The organism is Rhizobium sp. AN5 (assembly GCF_900215255.1).
In the GTDB taxonomy this organism is placed as follows: Bacteria; Pseudomonadota; Alphaproteobacteria; order Rhizobiales; family Rhizobiaceae; genus Agrobacterium; species Agrobacterium tumefaciens.
The window spans coordinates 1113845-1128429 of sequence record NZ_OCMJ01000003.1; the positions used below are offsets into that span (position 1 = coordinate 1113845).

General features: G+C 60.3%; 14 protein-coding genes. 7 read left to right on the forward strand and 7 right to left on the reverse strand.

The annotated features are described in order from the left end of the window. Positions 1 to 200 precede the first annotated feature (200 nt). From CRP02_RS08535 to CRP02_RS08555, 5 genes are all read left to right on the forward strand, one after another. Complete coding sequence (locus tag CRP02_RS08535; protein ID WP_179783967.1) at positions 201 to 1103, forward strand: iron-siderophore ABC transporter substrate-binding protein; 903 nt, start codon at positions 201 to 203, stop codon at positions 1101 to 1103. Further along, positions 1100 to 3064, forward strand: coding sequence for a Fe(3+)-hydroxamate ABC transporter permease FhuB (fhuB, locus tag CRP02_RS08540; RefSeq protein WP_097170812.1), 1965 nt, complete (start codon positions 1100 to 1102; stop codon positions 3062 to 3064). Before CRP02_RS08535 ends, fhuB begins: the two co-directional genes overlap by 4 nt. A gap of 34 nt (positions 3065 to 3098) precedes the next feature. Continuing rightward, on the forward strand, positions 3099 to 3908 hold the full coding sequence (locus CRP02_RS08545) for an ATP-binding cassette domain-containing protein (protein WP_097099756.1): 810 nt from the start codon (positions 3099 to 3101) through the stop codon (positions 3906 to 3908). Between the two features lie 248 nt (positions 3909 to 4156). Next, the gene (locus CRP02_RS08550; protein WP_004431668.1) at positions 4157 to 4684 is read left to right on the forward strand and encodes a DUF992 domain-containing protein; all 528 of its coding nucleotides are present in this window, start codon (positions 4157 to 4159) and stop codon (positions 4682 to 4684) included. A gap of 92 nt (positions 4685 to 4776) precedes the next feature. Next, positions 4777 to 5187, forward strand: coding sequence for a c-type cytochrome (locus CRP02_RS08555; RefSeq protein WP_097170813.1), 411 nt, complete (start codon positions 4777 to 4779; stop codon positions 5185 to 5187). Positions 5188 to 5190: 3 nt separating this feature from the next. On the opposite strand, the gene recX is transcribed toward CRP02_RS08555, so the two are convergent. The 6 genes from recX to CRP02_RS08585 all read right to left on the reverse strand — a co-directional run bounded on the left by recX (position 5191) and on the right by CRP02_RS08585 (position 11273). After that, complete coding sequence (gene recX / locus CRP02_RS08560) at positions 5191 to 5781, reverse strand: recombination regulator RecX (RefSeq protein WP_097170814.1); 591 nt, start codon at positions 5779 to 5781, stop codon at positions 5191 to 5193. 72 nt (positions 5782 to 5853) lie between these two features. Next, positions 5854 to 6774 carry an SMP-30/gluconolactonase/LRE family protein gene (locus CRP02_RS08565; protein ID WP_097170815.1) on the reverse strand — a complete coding sequence of 307 codons (921 nt, stop codon included), beginning with the start codon at positions 6772 to 6774 and terminating at the stop codon, positions 5854 to 5856. 35 nt (positions 6775 to 6809) lie between these two features. Beyond that, entirely contained in the window at positions 6810 to 7757 is a 948-nt protein-coding gene (locus CRP02_RS08570; RefSeq protein ID WP_097170816.1) for an ABC transporter permease, read from the reverse strand. Further along, entirely contained in the window at positions 7754 to 8695 is a 942-nt protein-coding gene (locus CRP02_RS08575) for an ABC transporter permease (protein ID WP_097170817.1), read from the reverse strand. The genes CRP02_RS08570 and CRP02_RS08575 overlap by 4 nt, the downstream gene beginning before the upstream one ends. Next, entirely contained in the window at positions 8692 to 10155 is a 1464-nt protein-coding gene (locus tag CRP02_RS08580; RefSeq protein WP_097171300.1) for an ATP-binding cassette domain-containing protein, read from the reverse strand. Before CRP02_RS08580 ends, CRP02_RS08575 begins: the two co-directional genes overlap by 4 nt. A gap of 101 nt (positions 10156 to 10256) precedes the next feature. Beyond that, a complete protein-coding gene (locus CRP02_RS08585; RefSeq protein ID WP_097099750.1) occupies positions 10257 to 11273 on the reverse strand; it encodes an ABC transporter substrate-binding protein in 1017 nt (338 codons plus the stop codon). Between the two features lie 295 nt (positions 11274 to 11568). Between CRP02_RS08585 and CRP02_RS08595 the strand changes: the two genes are divergently transcribed. Together CRP02_RS08595 and CRP02_RS08600 are read left to right on the forward strand one after the other, a co-directional pair. Beyond that, positions 11569 to 12804 carry a sensor histidine kinase gene (locus tag CRP02_RS08595; RefSeq protein ID WP_097170819.1) on the forward strand — a complete coding sequence of 412 codons (1236 nt, stop codon included), beginning with the start codon at positions 11569 to 11571 and terminating at the stop codon, positions 12802 to 12804. Between the two features lies 1 nt (position 12805). Then, a complete protein-coding gene (locus tag CRP02_RS08600) occupies positions 12806 to 13528 on the forward strand; it encodes a response regulator transcription factor (RefSeq protein ID WP_097099748.1) in 723 nt (240 codons plus the stop codon). Positions 13529 to 13531: 3 nt separating this feature from the next. Here the strand turns inward: CRP02_RS08600 and CRP02_RS08605 are convergent, their stop codons facing one another. Next, positions 13532 to 14548, reverse strand: a complete 1017-nt coding sequence (locus CRP02_RS08605) for a DNA topoisomerase IB (RefSeq protein ID WP_097170820.1) — start codon at positions 14546 to 14548, stop codon at positions 13532 to 13534. Positions 14549 to 14585: the final 37 nt, after the last annotated feature.

Genomic DNA, 14585 nt, shown 5'->3' on the forward strand with positions numbered 1-14585 from the left:
TTGGCCGTATCGCCATTCCTGTCGGCCAACAGGATGGCGGCGAATTTTTATCCCCGGGATCGCGCATTGTTGTAAAACTTGACTGATGAAGAATATATTTCTAGTTGCTCCACTTTCGGATGGTATTACGGTGACGGAAGAACCGTTGCGCGCAAGCTGACCCATCGGTGGTAACGCATATCAAGTGAAGCAGCAGGGGCATGAAGCGCAGAGATCGATTGATGTCTTCCGGTTGGGGGCGGCGTGAATTTCTGGGGCTGCTTGCCGCTTCGGCTCTTGCGGGCAAGGCGCGGGCGGCGGTGACGCCGCGTCTTGCCGTGATCGACTGGGCCATGCTGGAAACCTCCGTCGCGCTCGGTATCATGCCGGTTGCCGCAACTGAACTCATCCAGTTCAGGGCAGGTGCCGTCGAGCCGGAAATTCCTGAAACCGTCTCTGATCTTGGTCTGCGCGGCGCGCCGAATTTGGAGCTTCTGCAACTGACCCGGCCCGACCTCATCCTCATTTCACCTTTCTACACACGTTATACCGGCCGGCTGGAAGCGATAGCGCCGGTGTTTTCATTGCCATTTTACGTGAAGGGCGAGCCGCCGTTTGAAAAGTCGCTTGCCGCGGTCTCGGCACTTGGCGAAAAGCTGGGCAGGGCTGACGCAGCCCGCAAGGTTCTGGACGAGACACACCTTGCGCTGCAAGCCATGCGGGCGCGCCTGGCAGGTTTTGCGTCGCGGCCGACCTATGTGATCAACATCGGCGATGCCCGGCATTTCCGCGCCTTCGGTGAAGACAGCATGTTCGGCGATATTCTTGGCCGGCTGGGGCTGACCAACGCCTGGGTCGACCGTTCGCAGTTCACCTTCGCCGCCCCGGTTCCGCTCGAAAATCTAGCCGAAGTGGCCGATGCCCGCATTGTCATTGTTTCGGATGTTCCGGTGGAGGCCCGCGAGAGCTTGCGCAACAGTGCCATCTGGCGTGCGCTTCCGGCCGTGCGGGAAAACCGGGTGGTCACCCTCGGTAATGTCAGCCCCTATGGCGGTATCACCGCAGCCATGCGTTTTGCGCGGCTTTTGACCGAGGCTCTGGCGATCCACGGAGAGGCATTGTGACGGCACGGCCTCTCCAGCTTTTCTTCGGCCTCGTCTTTCTTCTGGCCTGCGGGCTTTCCCTGCATGCCGGATTGCTGCGGTTACCTCTCGGCGCTTGGCCCGGCCTGCCGTTCGATGCTGCGTCCATGTCGATGGATCAGGTCATTTTCGCCTTCAGCCTGATGCCGCGTGTGGCGGTTGCCATTCTGGCGGGGGCGATGCTGGGATTGTCGGGTGCGCTTTTCCAGCAGTTGCTGCGCAATCCGATTGCTGACCCCTCCACCCTTGGCATCTCTGCCGGCGCCCAGCTGGCAATCGTCATCGCGACCCTGTCCTTCCCCTCGGTGCTGGATGGCAACCGCACATGGGTGGCGCTCGCCGGCGGTACCGCTGCGGCCTCTGTGGTGTTTCTTCTCGGCTGGCGGCGGTCCTTCGAGCCCGTCACCATGGTGGTGTCCGGACTGCTGGTGGGCATCACCGCCGCTTCCGTTGCCGCCGCGCTGACGCTTGCACGAGGCGAATATCTGATGTCGCTTGTGGTCTGGAATGGCGGTTCGCTCAGCCAGCAGGACTGGTCGAATGCGTTTGTGCTTGCCGCCCAACTTCTCGCTGGACTCGTTCTCACCGGGCTGCTGATAAGGCCAATGACGGTTCTGGGTCTCGGCGATTCCGGTGCGCGATCGCTCGGCGTATCGCTCTTTTCGATCAGGCTGGCGGTGGCGGCCGTCGCCGTGATGCTGGCGGCTTTCGTCGCAGCGGCAGTTGGCCTCGTCAGTTTTATCGGCCTTGCAGCACCTGCGCTTACCCGTGCGCTGGGTGTGCGACGTGCATCCTCCGTGCTGTTCGTTTCGCCGCTTCTGGGCGGTCTGCTGCTCTGGTTCTGCGACGGTCTCGTGCAGCTTCTGGCGAGTACGACAGCGGAAGTGTTTCCGACGGGTGCGGTCACGGCTCTCATCGGCGGGCCTTTGCTGCTTTGGCTGCTGCCGATAATCCCGCCCACGAATATCCATCGCAGTGAAGGCGGCGATCTCGCGATCAGACGCAGGCTTGCCTCCCTGCTGCCGGTGCTTGTCATCATGGCTGGGCTGGTTTTTGCAGCCCTCGCCATCGGCAAGGGACCGGAGGGCTGGACGGTGCTGAAATCTGGCGACCTGCAAAGCCTTCTGCCCTTTCGTTGGCCGCGGTTGATGGCGGCTTGTGCCGCCGGTGGTTTATTGGCGATGGCGGGCGCGCTTCTGCAGCGGCTGACCGGAAATCCTATGGCAAGCCCGGAGGTGATCGGTGTCAGCGGTGGCGCGGGTCTTGGTTTTGCCGCCGCCATCACGCTTTTTCCGGCCGCCGGGCTGTTCGAACTGTTTTGCGGCGCTGGCCTCGGCTCGGCAGCCGTCATGATGCTCGTTCTGTTCTTTTCGGTGCGTCGGCACCTGGCGTCTGAAAAAATACTGCTCGCCGGCATTGCCATCAGTTCGCTCTGCTCGGCGGTACTTTCGGCACTGCTTGCCATTGGTGATCAGCGGGCCTGGCAAATTCTCTCCTGGCTCAGCGGCTCGGGTTCGACGGCGACATCAGCTTCGGCGATCTTTCTTGCGGTGCTTTCCGTCGTGCTCCTGGCCGCTGCCCTGTCGGTGACGCGCTGGCTGGTGATCCTGCCGCTTGGCCGGGATGTGCCGCTCTCACTAGGTCTGCCGCTCGCTACGGCGCGTATTGCAGTCATCGCCGTGGCCGGCATTGCCACCGGTGCGGCCTCACTGCTGGTCGGTCCGCTGAGCTTCGTCGGGTTGATGGCACCGCACATTGCGCTTCGGGCCGGTTTCACCACACCGCGCGACCACCTGTTTGCATCGTTCCTGTTCGGTGCGGTGTTGATGGCGCTTTCCGATCTCGGGGCAAGAACCGTGACCTTTCCTTACGAGCTGCCGCTTGGGCTTTTTGCGGCTCTGGCCGGTGCGCCCTATCTGATCTGGCTTTCAGGCAGGCGATGATGATTTTTCTGAACGATTTACGGAGATGAGAACAATGGGTCAGGCCGCACCTGCCGTGGATTACGACGATATCCCGCTTTTCTCTCTGGAAGCGGTAACGATGGAGGTTCCGGGCAGGACATTGCTGCATCCGCTGACGGCAAGCTTTGCCACCGGCAAGACCATCGGTCTTATCGGCCATAACGGTTCGGGAAAATCGACGCTGCTCAAGATACTCGCGCGCATGCAGGATCCGACGGCGGGCAAGGTGTCGTTCGAGGGGCAGCCGTTAGGGAGCTGGGGCAACCGCGAATTCGCGCGAAAGCTTGCCTATCTGCCGCAATATACGCCGGCTGCCTCCGGCATGCTGGCCAAGGAACTGGTGGCGCTTGGCCGTTACCCCTGGCACGGCGCGCTCGGCCAATTCACCAAGGTGGATCAGGAAAGGGTGGACGAGGCTATCGAGCTGACCGACACCGTGGCCTTCAGGGACCGGCTGGTGGACACGCTTTCCGGCGGGGAGCGCCAGCGCGTGTGGCTGGCCATGCTGGTTGCCCAGAACGCCGAAAGCCTGCTTCTCGACGAACCTATATCGGCGCTCGACATGGCGCACCAGCTTGAGGTTCTCTCGCTGGTGCAAAGACTGTCGCGGGAAAAGGGTCTCGGCGTCATCGTGGTGCTGCACGATGTCAACATGGCGGCGCGGTTCTGCGATGAGATCGTCGCACTCCATTCCGGTAAACTGATCGCAAGGGGAACGCCGAAAGAAATCATGACGCCGGAAACGCTGGAGCGTATCTATGGCGTCCGTATGGATGTCATGACCCATGCTGCGACCGGCTTTCCCGTAGCACTGCCGTTTTGACATCGTTGCAGCAAAACAACGCCCTGACGTACTCGCCTTTAACAGGAATTCGACAGGCGTTTCCCGCCCTAACAATGTCTTAATGGCATCCTACCGCCAGTAGACATTGTTAACCGTTTTGCTTTCCTTGCACCCAATTCAGTTGTTTTGGATCGATTTCGGGGAACAAACGTTAACAGTGCGGAATTCAATATCCGGAGAGGGCAAGAAGGGCTGCTGCGGGTAGGAATAAAACAGGAGAAAATCAGATGAAAAAGGCTGTTGCCGTAACTTTTGCCGCATTGACGATGGGTCTCGGTGGAACCGTGTCCGCACTCGCTGCCGACCTTGCAAGATATGAGCCGGCTCCGCAGGAGCAGGACGAACGCAATGGCGTCAAGATCGGTTACCTCACCTGCGATATCGGCGGTGGCGTCGGTTACGTAATCGGCTCGGCCAAGGAACTGGATTGCACCTTCCAGTCCACCATGGGCGCGCGTCGCACCGACCATTACACCGGCGCTATCCGCAAGATGGGCGTTGACCTTGGCTTCACCACGCAGGGCCGTCTGGTCTGGGCCGTTTTCGCCCCGACAGCGGGTTACCACCGCGGTTCGCTCGGCGGCCTTTATCAGGGCGCCACGGCTGAAGTGACCGTTGGTCTCGGCGTTGGCACCAACATCCTCGTTGGCGGCACCTCGGGCTCCATCCAGCTTCAGACGGTCAGCGTAACGGGCCAGGTTGGCCTCAACCTCGCCGCAACCGGTACGTCCGTGACGCTCACGGCGATGAACTGATCATCGACGTACTGCCCGGCGTATAAAGCCGGGCATTCTGTCGCATGTTAAAAAACGCCCTCTTCGTTGTCAGACGGGGAGGGCGTTGTATTATGTGGGGCATGATGATCTCGGCATTCAGAACGCTTCCGGCTTCAATGGCTTTTTTCCTCTGTATTGCTGCGCCGGCATTGGCCGAAGGCAATGCGGTGCACGGGGAAAAAGTTTTCAGCCGCTGTTCCAACTGCCACAGCATCGATGCGCCGCGCACCCGCATGGGACCGCATCTGATGGGCGTGGTAGGCAGGCCGATGGCTTCCGTGGCTGATTACGGCCATTATTCGCAGGCGCTGAAGGATGCCGGTGCCGCGGGTCGGGTGTGGACGGAGGAGGAACTACAAAGTTTTATCTCGAGCCCTAAAAAGGCGATCCCCGGAACCTCGATGCGCTTTTTCGGGCTGTGGAGCGAAACGGATATTGCGGATCTGATCGCTTATCTGAAAACGCATCCGATGCCGCAATAACCCTTAAAGCGGTGCTTCCGAGACGATCTCTTCTGCCTCTTCCACCGTCATCGCCATTACCTTCGCGCCGATTTCGAAGCCGAAGCCGTTGCGGGCGAAGGCGGAAAATTCCTTCGACTTGCGTTTTTCATCAAGCTCGACACGGCGAAAGGGGCCGAAGGCGCGCTTGCGCGCAAAGATGACGGCCGCCACCAGATCGTTGGTTTCCTGCAGCGCGACTGCGGCCGTTTCCCGATCAATGCCCTTGATCTGAAGTTTTTGCGCAAGCCCGCGCTTCGACTTGCCGCTGCGCTGGCCACTTCGCACGGCAATTTCTGCATAAGCCGTATCGTCGAGCGCCTTGATGCCATAGGCAAAGGTCACGGCGAATTCGCCAAGGGCCTTTATCTGAGCGTGGCTGATATCCTCGAATTTTTCCCGCGCCTTGCGGGTGATCGCATCGCGCAGCTGCTTTTCCGTCATCATGCGCTGTTCCAGCCGGTAGAGAGCGGAATTGCGCGCCCATGACAGCATGCGGCTGGTGGGTTCGATGGCCTGCGTTTCGCCATCCAGTGCCATGTCGTCGGTCAGGAAGGGGCTGGAATCATCGTTCATCCCGCTTTTATAGCGCAGCGAAGTCGTCTTGCCAGTTCCCGTCCGTCATATGCCCTCCGGTTTTTCAGTGTCTCAAGGCGTCTGCGCGCCGGTTGCGGCGACGTAGACCGAATAGAGCGATTTCGTTGCGGTGATGAACAGGCGGTTCTTCTTCGGGCCGCCGAAGGTGAGGTTTGCGACCGTCTGCGGCACCTTGATCTTGCCAAGCAGCGTACCGTCAGGCGAGAAGCAGTGGACGCCATCGCCGGCACTGGTCCAGAGATTGCCCGCCGTATCCAGACGGAATCCATCAGGCAAGCCATTGTCGAGATTGCAGAATTCCCGGCCGTTTGTGAGCTTCACGCCGTCCACGACATCGAAGACGCGGATATGGCGCGGGCGGGATACATCATGGCTGTAGGAACTGTCTGCGACATAGAGCTTGGTTTCATCAGGCGAGAAAGCCAGACCGTTCGGCTGCACGAAGTCGTCGATGGCGATCTTGATCTCTCCGGTTGCCGGATCGAGCCGGTAGACGTTGCGCGTCTTCTGTTCGGGTTCCGCCTTGTAGCCCTCGTAATCGGAAAGAATGCCGTAAGTGGGATCGGTGAACCAGACGCTGCCATCGGATTTCACCACTACGTCATTGGGAGAGTTCAAACGCTTGCCGTCGTAACCGTCGGCAAGAACTGTGACCGAGCCGTCGACTTCGGTGCGGGTGACGCGGCGGCCGCCATGTTCGCAGGAAACCAGCCGTCCCTGCCGGTCGCGCGTATTGCCATTGGTGAAGTTGGAGGGGTGGCGGAACACAGAGACCCCGCCATCTGGCACCCAGCGCAACATGCGCTCATTGGGAATATCGCTGAACAGCAGGCAGTTCAGATCGGCAAACCACACCGGGCCTTCGGCCCAGCGGCAGCCGGAATAAAGCTCTTCCAGCTCGGCATTGCCGACGATCAGAAGACGGAAGCGTTCATCGTGAATTTCGTAAGGGGAGGCGTTTTCTGTGGTCATGAGCGTGGTCCGCTTGAGGGCTTTTCGTTCGGGGTTCAGCGTGTGGCCTTGGGGCCGCTTGCCAGAAGAATGACGGAAATGATGATGAGGCCGGTGAGGATGAGGCGGATGCCAGCGCCGAAACCATAGGTATTCAGCATCGAGACCACCAGGAACATGAAGAGCGAGGCTCCCCAGATACCGGGTACGTTGGAATCGCCGCCCGCAACCGCCGTGCCGCCGATCACCACCACGGCGATGGACATCAGCAGATATTCCGATCCCATGTTCAGTGCCGCGCCGCCGGAGAAGCTGGCGAGCAGATAACCGGCAATCGCCGCCAGAACCGCGCAGAGCACATAGGTGACGAAGCGTGTTCCGTCCACCGGAATGCCGGTCATGCGGGCTGCGAAAGTGCTCTGGCCGATGGCAGAAATCCAGCGTCCGTAAAAGGTGCGGTCAAGCAGCAGCCAGGCGATGACCGAGAGGACAAGCGCGACGAGGGCAACGTTCGGAATGCCGAGAGAGCTCGACGTGGCAAAAGTGGCCAGTGTTTCCGGCGGCTTGATGCGCAGGCCGCGGTTCGACCAGATGGCGATGGACTGCACGATGAAGCTCATGGACAACGTCGCAATGATCGGCGGGATGCGCAGGAGCTTGATCAGCGTGTAATTGCCGATGCCGATGGCGATGCCGATCAGAATGGCGATCAGCAATCCGGGCAGGATAAGGCCATCGGATACATCCATGTATTTGAGCGCCAGCGTGCCTGATAGCGTCATCGTGGCGGGAACGCAGAGGTCAATATTGCCCGGGCCGAGCGTGATGACGAACATCTGGCCGATGCCGACGATCACGGAAAAGGCTGCGAAGGTAAGGGCTGCGTGCGACAGGCCGAAGGAACTTGCGCCGCCGGTGAACATGACGGTGACGATCCAGACCGCAGCCGTAGCGGCGAACGACCATATCCATGGTTTTTTCGAGATGGACGAAAGCCCGTTCATTGGTTTTTCTCCCGCTTTTCGAGACGGTTGAGCAGGATACGGAGCGCCAGCACGATGATGAGGATCGCCCCCTGTGCGCCGATCTGCCAGTCCGGCGAAATGCGCATGAAGGACAGGAAGGAACCGGCAAGGGTGAGCGTCAGCGCGCCGATGACGGCACCGATGGGTGAAACCCGGCCGCCGACGAATTCGCCGCCGCCCAGAATAACGCCCGCAATCGACAGCAGCGTGTAGCGCAGCGCGATATTGGCGTCGGCCGATGTCGTTAGCCCGACGAGTGCTATGCCCGACAGCACCGCGAAGAAACCTGCCAGCGCGAAGGTGGCGGCACGTATGCCGATAACCGACCAGCCTGAGCGCTCGACGGAGCGGAAGTTACCGCCGACGCCGCGCATCAGCACGCCGAAGGAGGAGCGCATGACGATATAATGGGCGACGACCGCAATCACGATGCTGGCAACGATGGCAATTGGCACGAGCGGCGGTTTTGCCGTCATCAGCGCCCGGATGAAGGTCGGCGCCTGGCCGCCGGGCGAGGGGAGGATGAGGACGGCAAGGCCGCCCCAGACAAAGCTCATGCCAAGCGTGACGACGATGGAGGGCAGGGCGCGGATGTGGATGATGGCGCCCAGCATCGCATAAACCGCAATCGCACCGGCGAAGATCGCGATACCGAGCAGTTGTGTCGTTTGCAGGAAGGTGGCGGTGACGCAGGCGCAGAAACTGACGAAGGTACCCATCGACAGATCGAGATCGTTGACGGACATGATCAGCATCTGCGCAATGGTGGCAAGTGCAATCGGCACCGCCAGATTGAACAGCAGGTTGAGGCCGTTATAGCTCATGGCGCGCGGCTGCATGTAAAAGACGGCGGCAAGCAGGAAGGCGAGCGAGGCGGCGGGAATGATGAGACGAAGGGCACTGGCGGAGAGTTTCATGCGTGGTCCTCTCCGGAAAAGGAAGCGGCCAGCACATTCTGTTCGGTGATGTCCTCTCCCACCAGTTCGGCCTGAATGGCGCCGTCGCGGAACACATAGACCCGGTCGCAAAGGCGGATTTCATCCATCTCGGTAGAGTACCAGATGAAGGTACGGCCGTGGGATGCTTCGGTTCTCAAGATATCGTAGACCTCCTGTTTGGTGCCGATATCGACGCCGCGCATGGGGTCATCCATCAACACGGTGCTGGCCGTGGTGGCGAGTGCGCGGGCGAAAAGCACCTTCTGCTGGTTGCCGCCGGAGAGCGAAAGGATTTTATTGCCCATATCGGGCGTGCGGATTTCGATGCGCTTTTTCCACTGCGCGCCAAGCTCGGTTTCCTTGCCCCTGTCCACTATGCCTGCGGATGAAATATCCCGCAGCGAGGCGATGGAAAGGTTTTTGAGAATGCTCCACAGCGGGAAGGTGCCGTTCAGGCTGCGATCACCCGCCACAAAGGCGATATCGGTCTTGCGCGCGGGTAGCCAGCTGCTGTTGCGAGCAAGGTAGAGATCGAGCAGCGCTTCCGTCTGGCCGTGGCCGCCGAGACCGGCAAGGCCGATGATTTCACCGCGGAAAGCCTCGAAGGCGAGGCCTTCGCCCCGGCGCGCCGGCATCGAAAGCACCTTCTCTCCCGCCTTGCGGTTTTCGCCCTTTTGCCTGTCCTGTTCCTTGACGACGCTGCCCATGGCTTCCACCAGCGTGCGCGTCGTGAACTCGCCCGCTGCCCGATCAGCGACCACTCGGCCGTCCTTCATCACCACGATGCGGGTGGCTGTCGACAAAATCTCGCCGAGAATATGCGAGATCAGCAGAACGGAGCCGCCGGTGCGCACAAAACTGCGAACATAATCCATCAATTGTTCCGCAAGACCGGCATCAAGCGAGGAGGTCGGTTCATCGAGGATCACCAGTCTCGGCGCATCCGGGGTTCGACAGAAATTGATGGCGATTTCGACCATCTGCCGCTCGGCGATGGAGAGTTCTGCGATCGTCAATTCGCAATCGATACCGTGGCCGGGAAAAATTTCGTCCAGCGTATGTCGGATCATGGTGAGCGCACGTCCGCGCCAGTTCCGCCCGTTCATCGCGGCATGCATGATGCGGACGTTTTCGCTGATCGTCAGGTTCGGGCAGAGCGACAATTCCTGAAACACGCAGCGAACGCCGCTGGCGCGTGCTGCCGCGATTCCTTGACGGCCTTGTTCGCCGCGATAGGAAATGGACCCCTCATGCGGCGTCAGCCCGCCATTGATGACGTTGACGATGGTGGATTTTCCCGCACCGTTATGGCCGACGAGCCCCAGGCATTCGCCCGAACGGATGACGAGATCGGCCCCATCAAGCGCCCTTACCGCGCCGAACACGACCTTCACGCCGCGCGCGGCAACGACTTCTTCCGCCTCGATGATGTCATTCATGAGCATTCACGCCAGTGATCTGAAACTTGGATAATATTGGTGGCAGTTGCGGCGCCCGTTCAGGGAGCGCCGCAATCGCTTGTGTCCGGAAATTGTCCGGCCTATTTGGCGGAGGCGATGGCCTTCTGGGCGTCTTCCTGTGAATATTCCACATTCGCGACGCCGCCCTTCTGGGTGTTCTTGAGGTTTTCCTCAAGATTGCCCTGATCGATGCGTAGGAAAGGTACGGTCAAATCCTTTTTGACATCCTTGCCGTCGAGGATTTGCTGCGCCACCCAGAAAGCGAGCGTGGAAACGCCGGGGGCGATGGAGACCGACATGGTCTCGTAGCCGCTGGCATCCTTCTGCTGCTTCCACCATTGCAACTCGTCCTCGCGGTTGCCCATGACGATTGTCGGTGTCGGGCGCTTGGCGGCGGCGAAAGCCTGTGCCGCGCCGTAACCGTCACCGCCCTGGGTCACCACTGCCGCAACTTCGGGAAGGCTTGGCAGAATACCGGCGACAGCGCGCTGTGCGACGTCCTGCGCCCAGTCGCCATTGACCGAACCGACAATCTTGAACTGCGGGTTCTTGGCGACACCCGCAGCGATACCGGCGTGAATTTCGTCATCGACCGAAACGCCTGCAAGGCCACGGATTTCGAGCAGGTTTCCACCCTTTGGCATGGCCTTGGCGAGATAGTCGATCTGGCTTGCGCCCATGGCCTTGAAGTCTACGGCGATGCGCCAGGCGCAGGGCTCGGTGACGATGCCATCGAACGAGACGACGGTAATTCCGGCGTCGCAGGCTTCCTTCACGGCACCGTTAAGAGCGGTGGGCGAGGCGGCGTTGATGACGATGGCGTCGTAACCCTGAAGAATGAGGTTCTGGATCTGCGCCGCCTGTTCGGTCGCCTGATTTTCGGCTGTCGTGAAGGCGTCAGCGGCAGCGACCTGCTTGTCTGCAACCGCCTGCTTGGTGATCTTGTCCCAGCTCGTCAGCATTGCCTGACGCCAGGAATTGCCCGCGTAATTGTTCGAAAGCGCGATTTTTTTAGCCGAGGTATCGGCGTGAGCGGTGATCGGCAAAGCTGCGCATGCGACAGCGGCCGATGCCAGAAGCATCTTTCTGAAAGCCATTGATTTTCCTCCCTGGTGGCTTGCCCTTTTTGAGCTCGGAACCCGCTTTCCCGCAAATCTCCTCGGCGGCAGGCGGAATTCCTTTGCACTGGAGCTCCTTTCCCCAGTAAAAGCGAGAATGACCAAGAAGGTTTGGCTTGTACAGGCGGATAACGGCAATCTTCCTGCGGGTTTCCGCAGAAAGGATGCGGGAACCCGCAGGACGAAACGCCACCGCCGGGCGCAGAATAGCCGATACGGGGCAGGTCGCGCCGCCACAACTTGACAAGGCAGGCGCTTGGGAGGGTGTCCGCACATGCTGGATACGCCAAAAAGCGCTCTTTTCCATCACTATATGGGCATTTCGCGGCTGCTCGCCGGGCAGCTCGAATTCAACGCCATCATTCAGGCGGTCGCCACCGAAATCACCCATATCATTCCGCATGTCCATCTGGACGTCTGCATCAAGCAGCTGGATGACAAATTTCACATCGCTTATGAAAGCGGTCTGGCAAGTGCCTGGAGCCGCCAGCCGCCCGCCCTTCTGTCCGGCAGTCCCATCCGTTCCGTGCTCTCGGGCGAGGTGGAATACCTTTTGAGCGGCGATGCCTGCGCCGATCCGCGCTTCCATTTCGAAGGCGCATTTTCCAGCCCGATCATCGAGCTTGATCTGCATAGCCGCCTGCACGTGCCGATGAAGGTGCATGGTGACATTATCGGCGCGCTCAGTTGCTCCTCGCACCAGTCGGACGCCTATACGATGGAGGATGTCGCCAATGCCCGCGCGGTTGCGGATTTGCTGGCGCCCTATTTCTACGCCATCCGCGCCGCCGAACAGGCCAAACGGTCTGCGATCGAGGAGGCGCGCGCCAATGCCCGCGAGGAGGGGTTGCGGCTGGGTGCCCTGCAATTGACCGAAGCGCTGGAGGCCGAGCGGCAGCGGATCGGCATGGATTTGCACGACCAGACGCTGGCGGACCTGACGCGGCTTGCACGACGCATCGAGCGCATGAGCCACGCATCGGACGTGTCGGGCGAGATGCTGGAACCGGTGGTGCGCAGCCTGCAGCATTGCATGCAGGATCTGCGCGAGATCATCGAGGAGGCGAAACCCTCCATTCTGCAATTGTTCGGCGTCGTGCAGGCCATCGAGACCTATGTGGATCGCTCCGTGCGCGATAGCGGCTCTTCTATCGACTGGTCGGTTACGGACGAGACGGACGGGCTTGTGGAGACACTCGACAAGACGGTTGCCATCTCGCTGTTCCGCATCGTGCAGGAGGCGGTCAACAACGCCATTCGTCACGCGCAGCCGGAAACGATTGCGGTGACACTGTCGTTGACGGATGGCGGGTTGCGGGTGACCGTGAGCGATGACGGTAGCGGCCGTGGCGAGGGGGCTGTCTCTGGTGGCCTCGGCATCGGCAACATGAAGACGCGGGCACGGCTGATTTCAGCCAGATTCGATATTGGTGGCAATGGCAAAGGCGCTGGAACCCGCATTACCGTGACGTTGCCGGAAAGCGCTTTCGACCGGCGGGAGGAAATATGACATGGACGTGCTGATCGTTGAGGACGATGCGCTGCACCGCGCCTATCTGAACGAGGCGGTGAGAGCCGCCCTGCCGGAATGCGACAAGGTGCTGGAGGCGGCAAACGGCAGAACAGGCGAAAAGCTGGCGCGGGAAAACCGCGCCGCCCATATCGTCATGGATTTGCAGATGAACGAACGCAACGGCATCGAGGCGGCGCGCACCATCTGGAAGGAGCGGCCAGACACCCGCATCCTGTTCTGGTCCAACTATTCCGACGAGGCTTATGTGCGCGGCGTTTCCCGCATCGTGCCCGAAGGTGCTGCCTATGGCTACGTGCTGAAATCAGCATCTGACGACCGGTTGCGGCTGGCGTTGCGCAGCATCTTCATCGAGGCGCAATGCGTGATCGACCGGGAAGTGCGCGGCCTACAGGAAAAAAGTCTCGGCAAGGCGCATGGCTTCACCGATTCCGAATATGAAATCCTTGTTGATGTTGCGCTGGGCCTGACGGACAAGGCGATTGCGCGCCGCCGTAACCTTTCGCTGCGCAGCGTGCAGAACCGGCTGCAAAGCCTCTACGAAAAGCTGAACGTCCATCAGGCGGCCGGCGATGACGAGGCGGAAGGCCGTTATAATCTTCGAACCCGCGCCGTCACCGTCGCTTTCCTGCGCAAGCTGTTGAATTACAGCGCGCTCGAAAGGGCCGAGCGGGAACTGGGCGAATGGGCGACTAGCCGCTGATCATCACGGCAGGAAGGCAAGCAGGCGTCTTTCATCGGCCCTGAGGCCCGAGACCGGCTTTGCGCCCACCTTCAGAATACGGCCAAGCTTCTTCTGCGCCTTCTCCTCCGTCGCTATATCGAGAACGGCGGGATGTACGTAGCTCTTACGGCAAATGGCGGGTGTGTTGGACAGTTCCACCGCCGCTGCCTGACACATGCCCTTGATGCTGGGTTTTTCACCCGCAGCCACATGTTCCATCGCATGACAGAAGGCCGCAAGCGTTCCGCCCCAGGTACGGAAAGTCTTGGCGGAAATGCCTTGTCCGCCGACGCGGGAAAGATAGGCGTTGAGATCGCTTGAATCGACGGAATGAACCCGGTTTTCGCTGTCCTGCCAGACAAACAGCTCCTTGCCGGGCAGATCGGCGATTTCCTCGAGGATTTTCTGAAGGCGCGGGTGGCGCAATTGCCGCTTCACCTTCTGCCCGCCCTTGGCTGCAAAGCGCAATTCGATGGTCTCGCCAAAGGACACGTGGCGCTTGAGCAATGTGGTCGCGCCATAGGTGCCGTTGGTTTCGAGATAAGAACGGTTGCCGACGCGCAGATAGGCGGCATCGAGAAGCAGCGTCAGGGCCGCCAGTGTCATGTCCTGACCGTGATCCTGTTTTGCAATGTCAGCCATGGCGCGTCGCCGGATGGCGGGCAGCGCCTTGCCGAAGCTTTTCAGCTGAAAGAACTTCGTCTCACCGCGCAATGCGTGCCAGTCGGGATGGTAACGATATTGCTTTCGCCCGCGCGCATCAAAGCCCGTTGCCTGCAAATGCCCTGATGGGTCGATGCATATCCAGACATCCTTGTAGGCAGGCGGGACGCCGAGCGATTTGATACGCTGCAACTCCACGTTATCGGACAGAAGTTCGCCGCCCGGCAACCGGCAACAGAAACCGCGCCCGCGCCTTTCTCGGGCTATGCCCGGCTCCTGATCGTTGACATAGGCAAGTCCGATTTTGGCAAGAAGGCGGGTGGGCGGTTGTGGCATCGTTTTTTCCGGCAGGTTTCACGCTGCGGCAAACGAA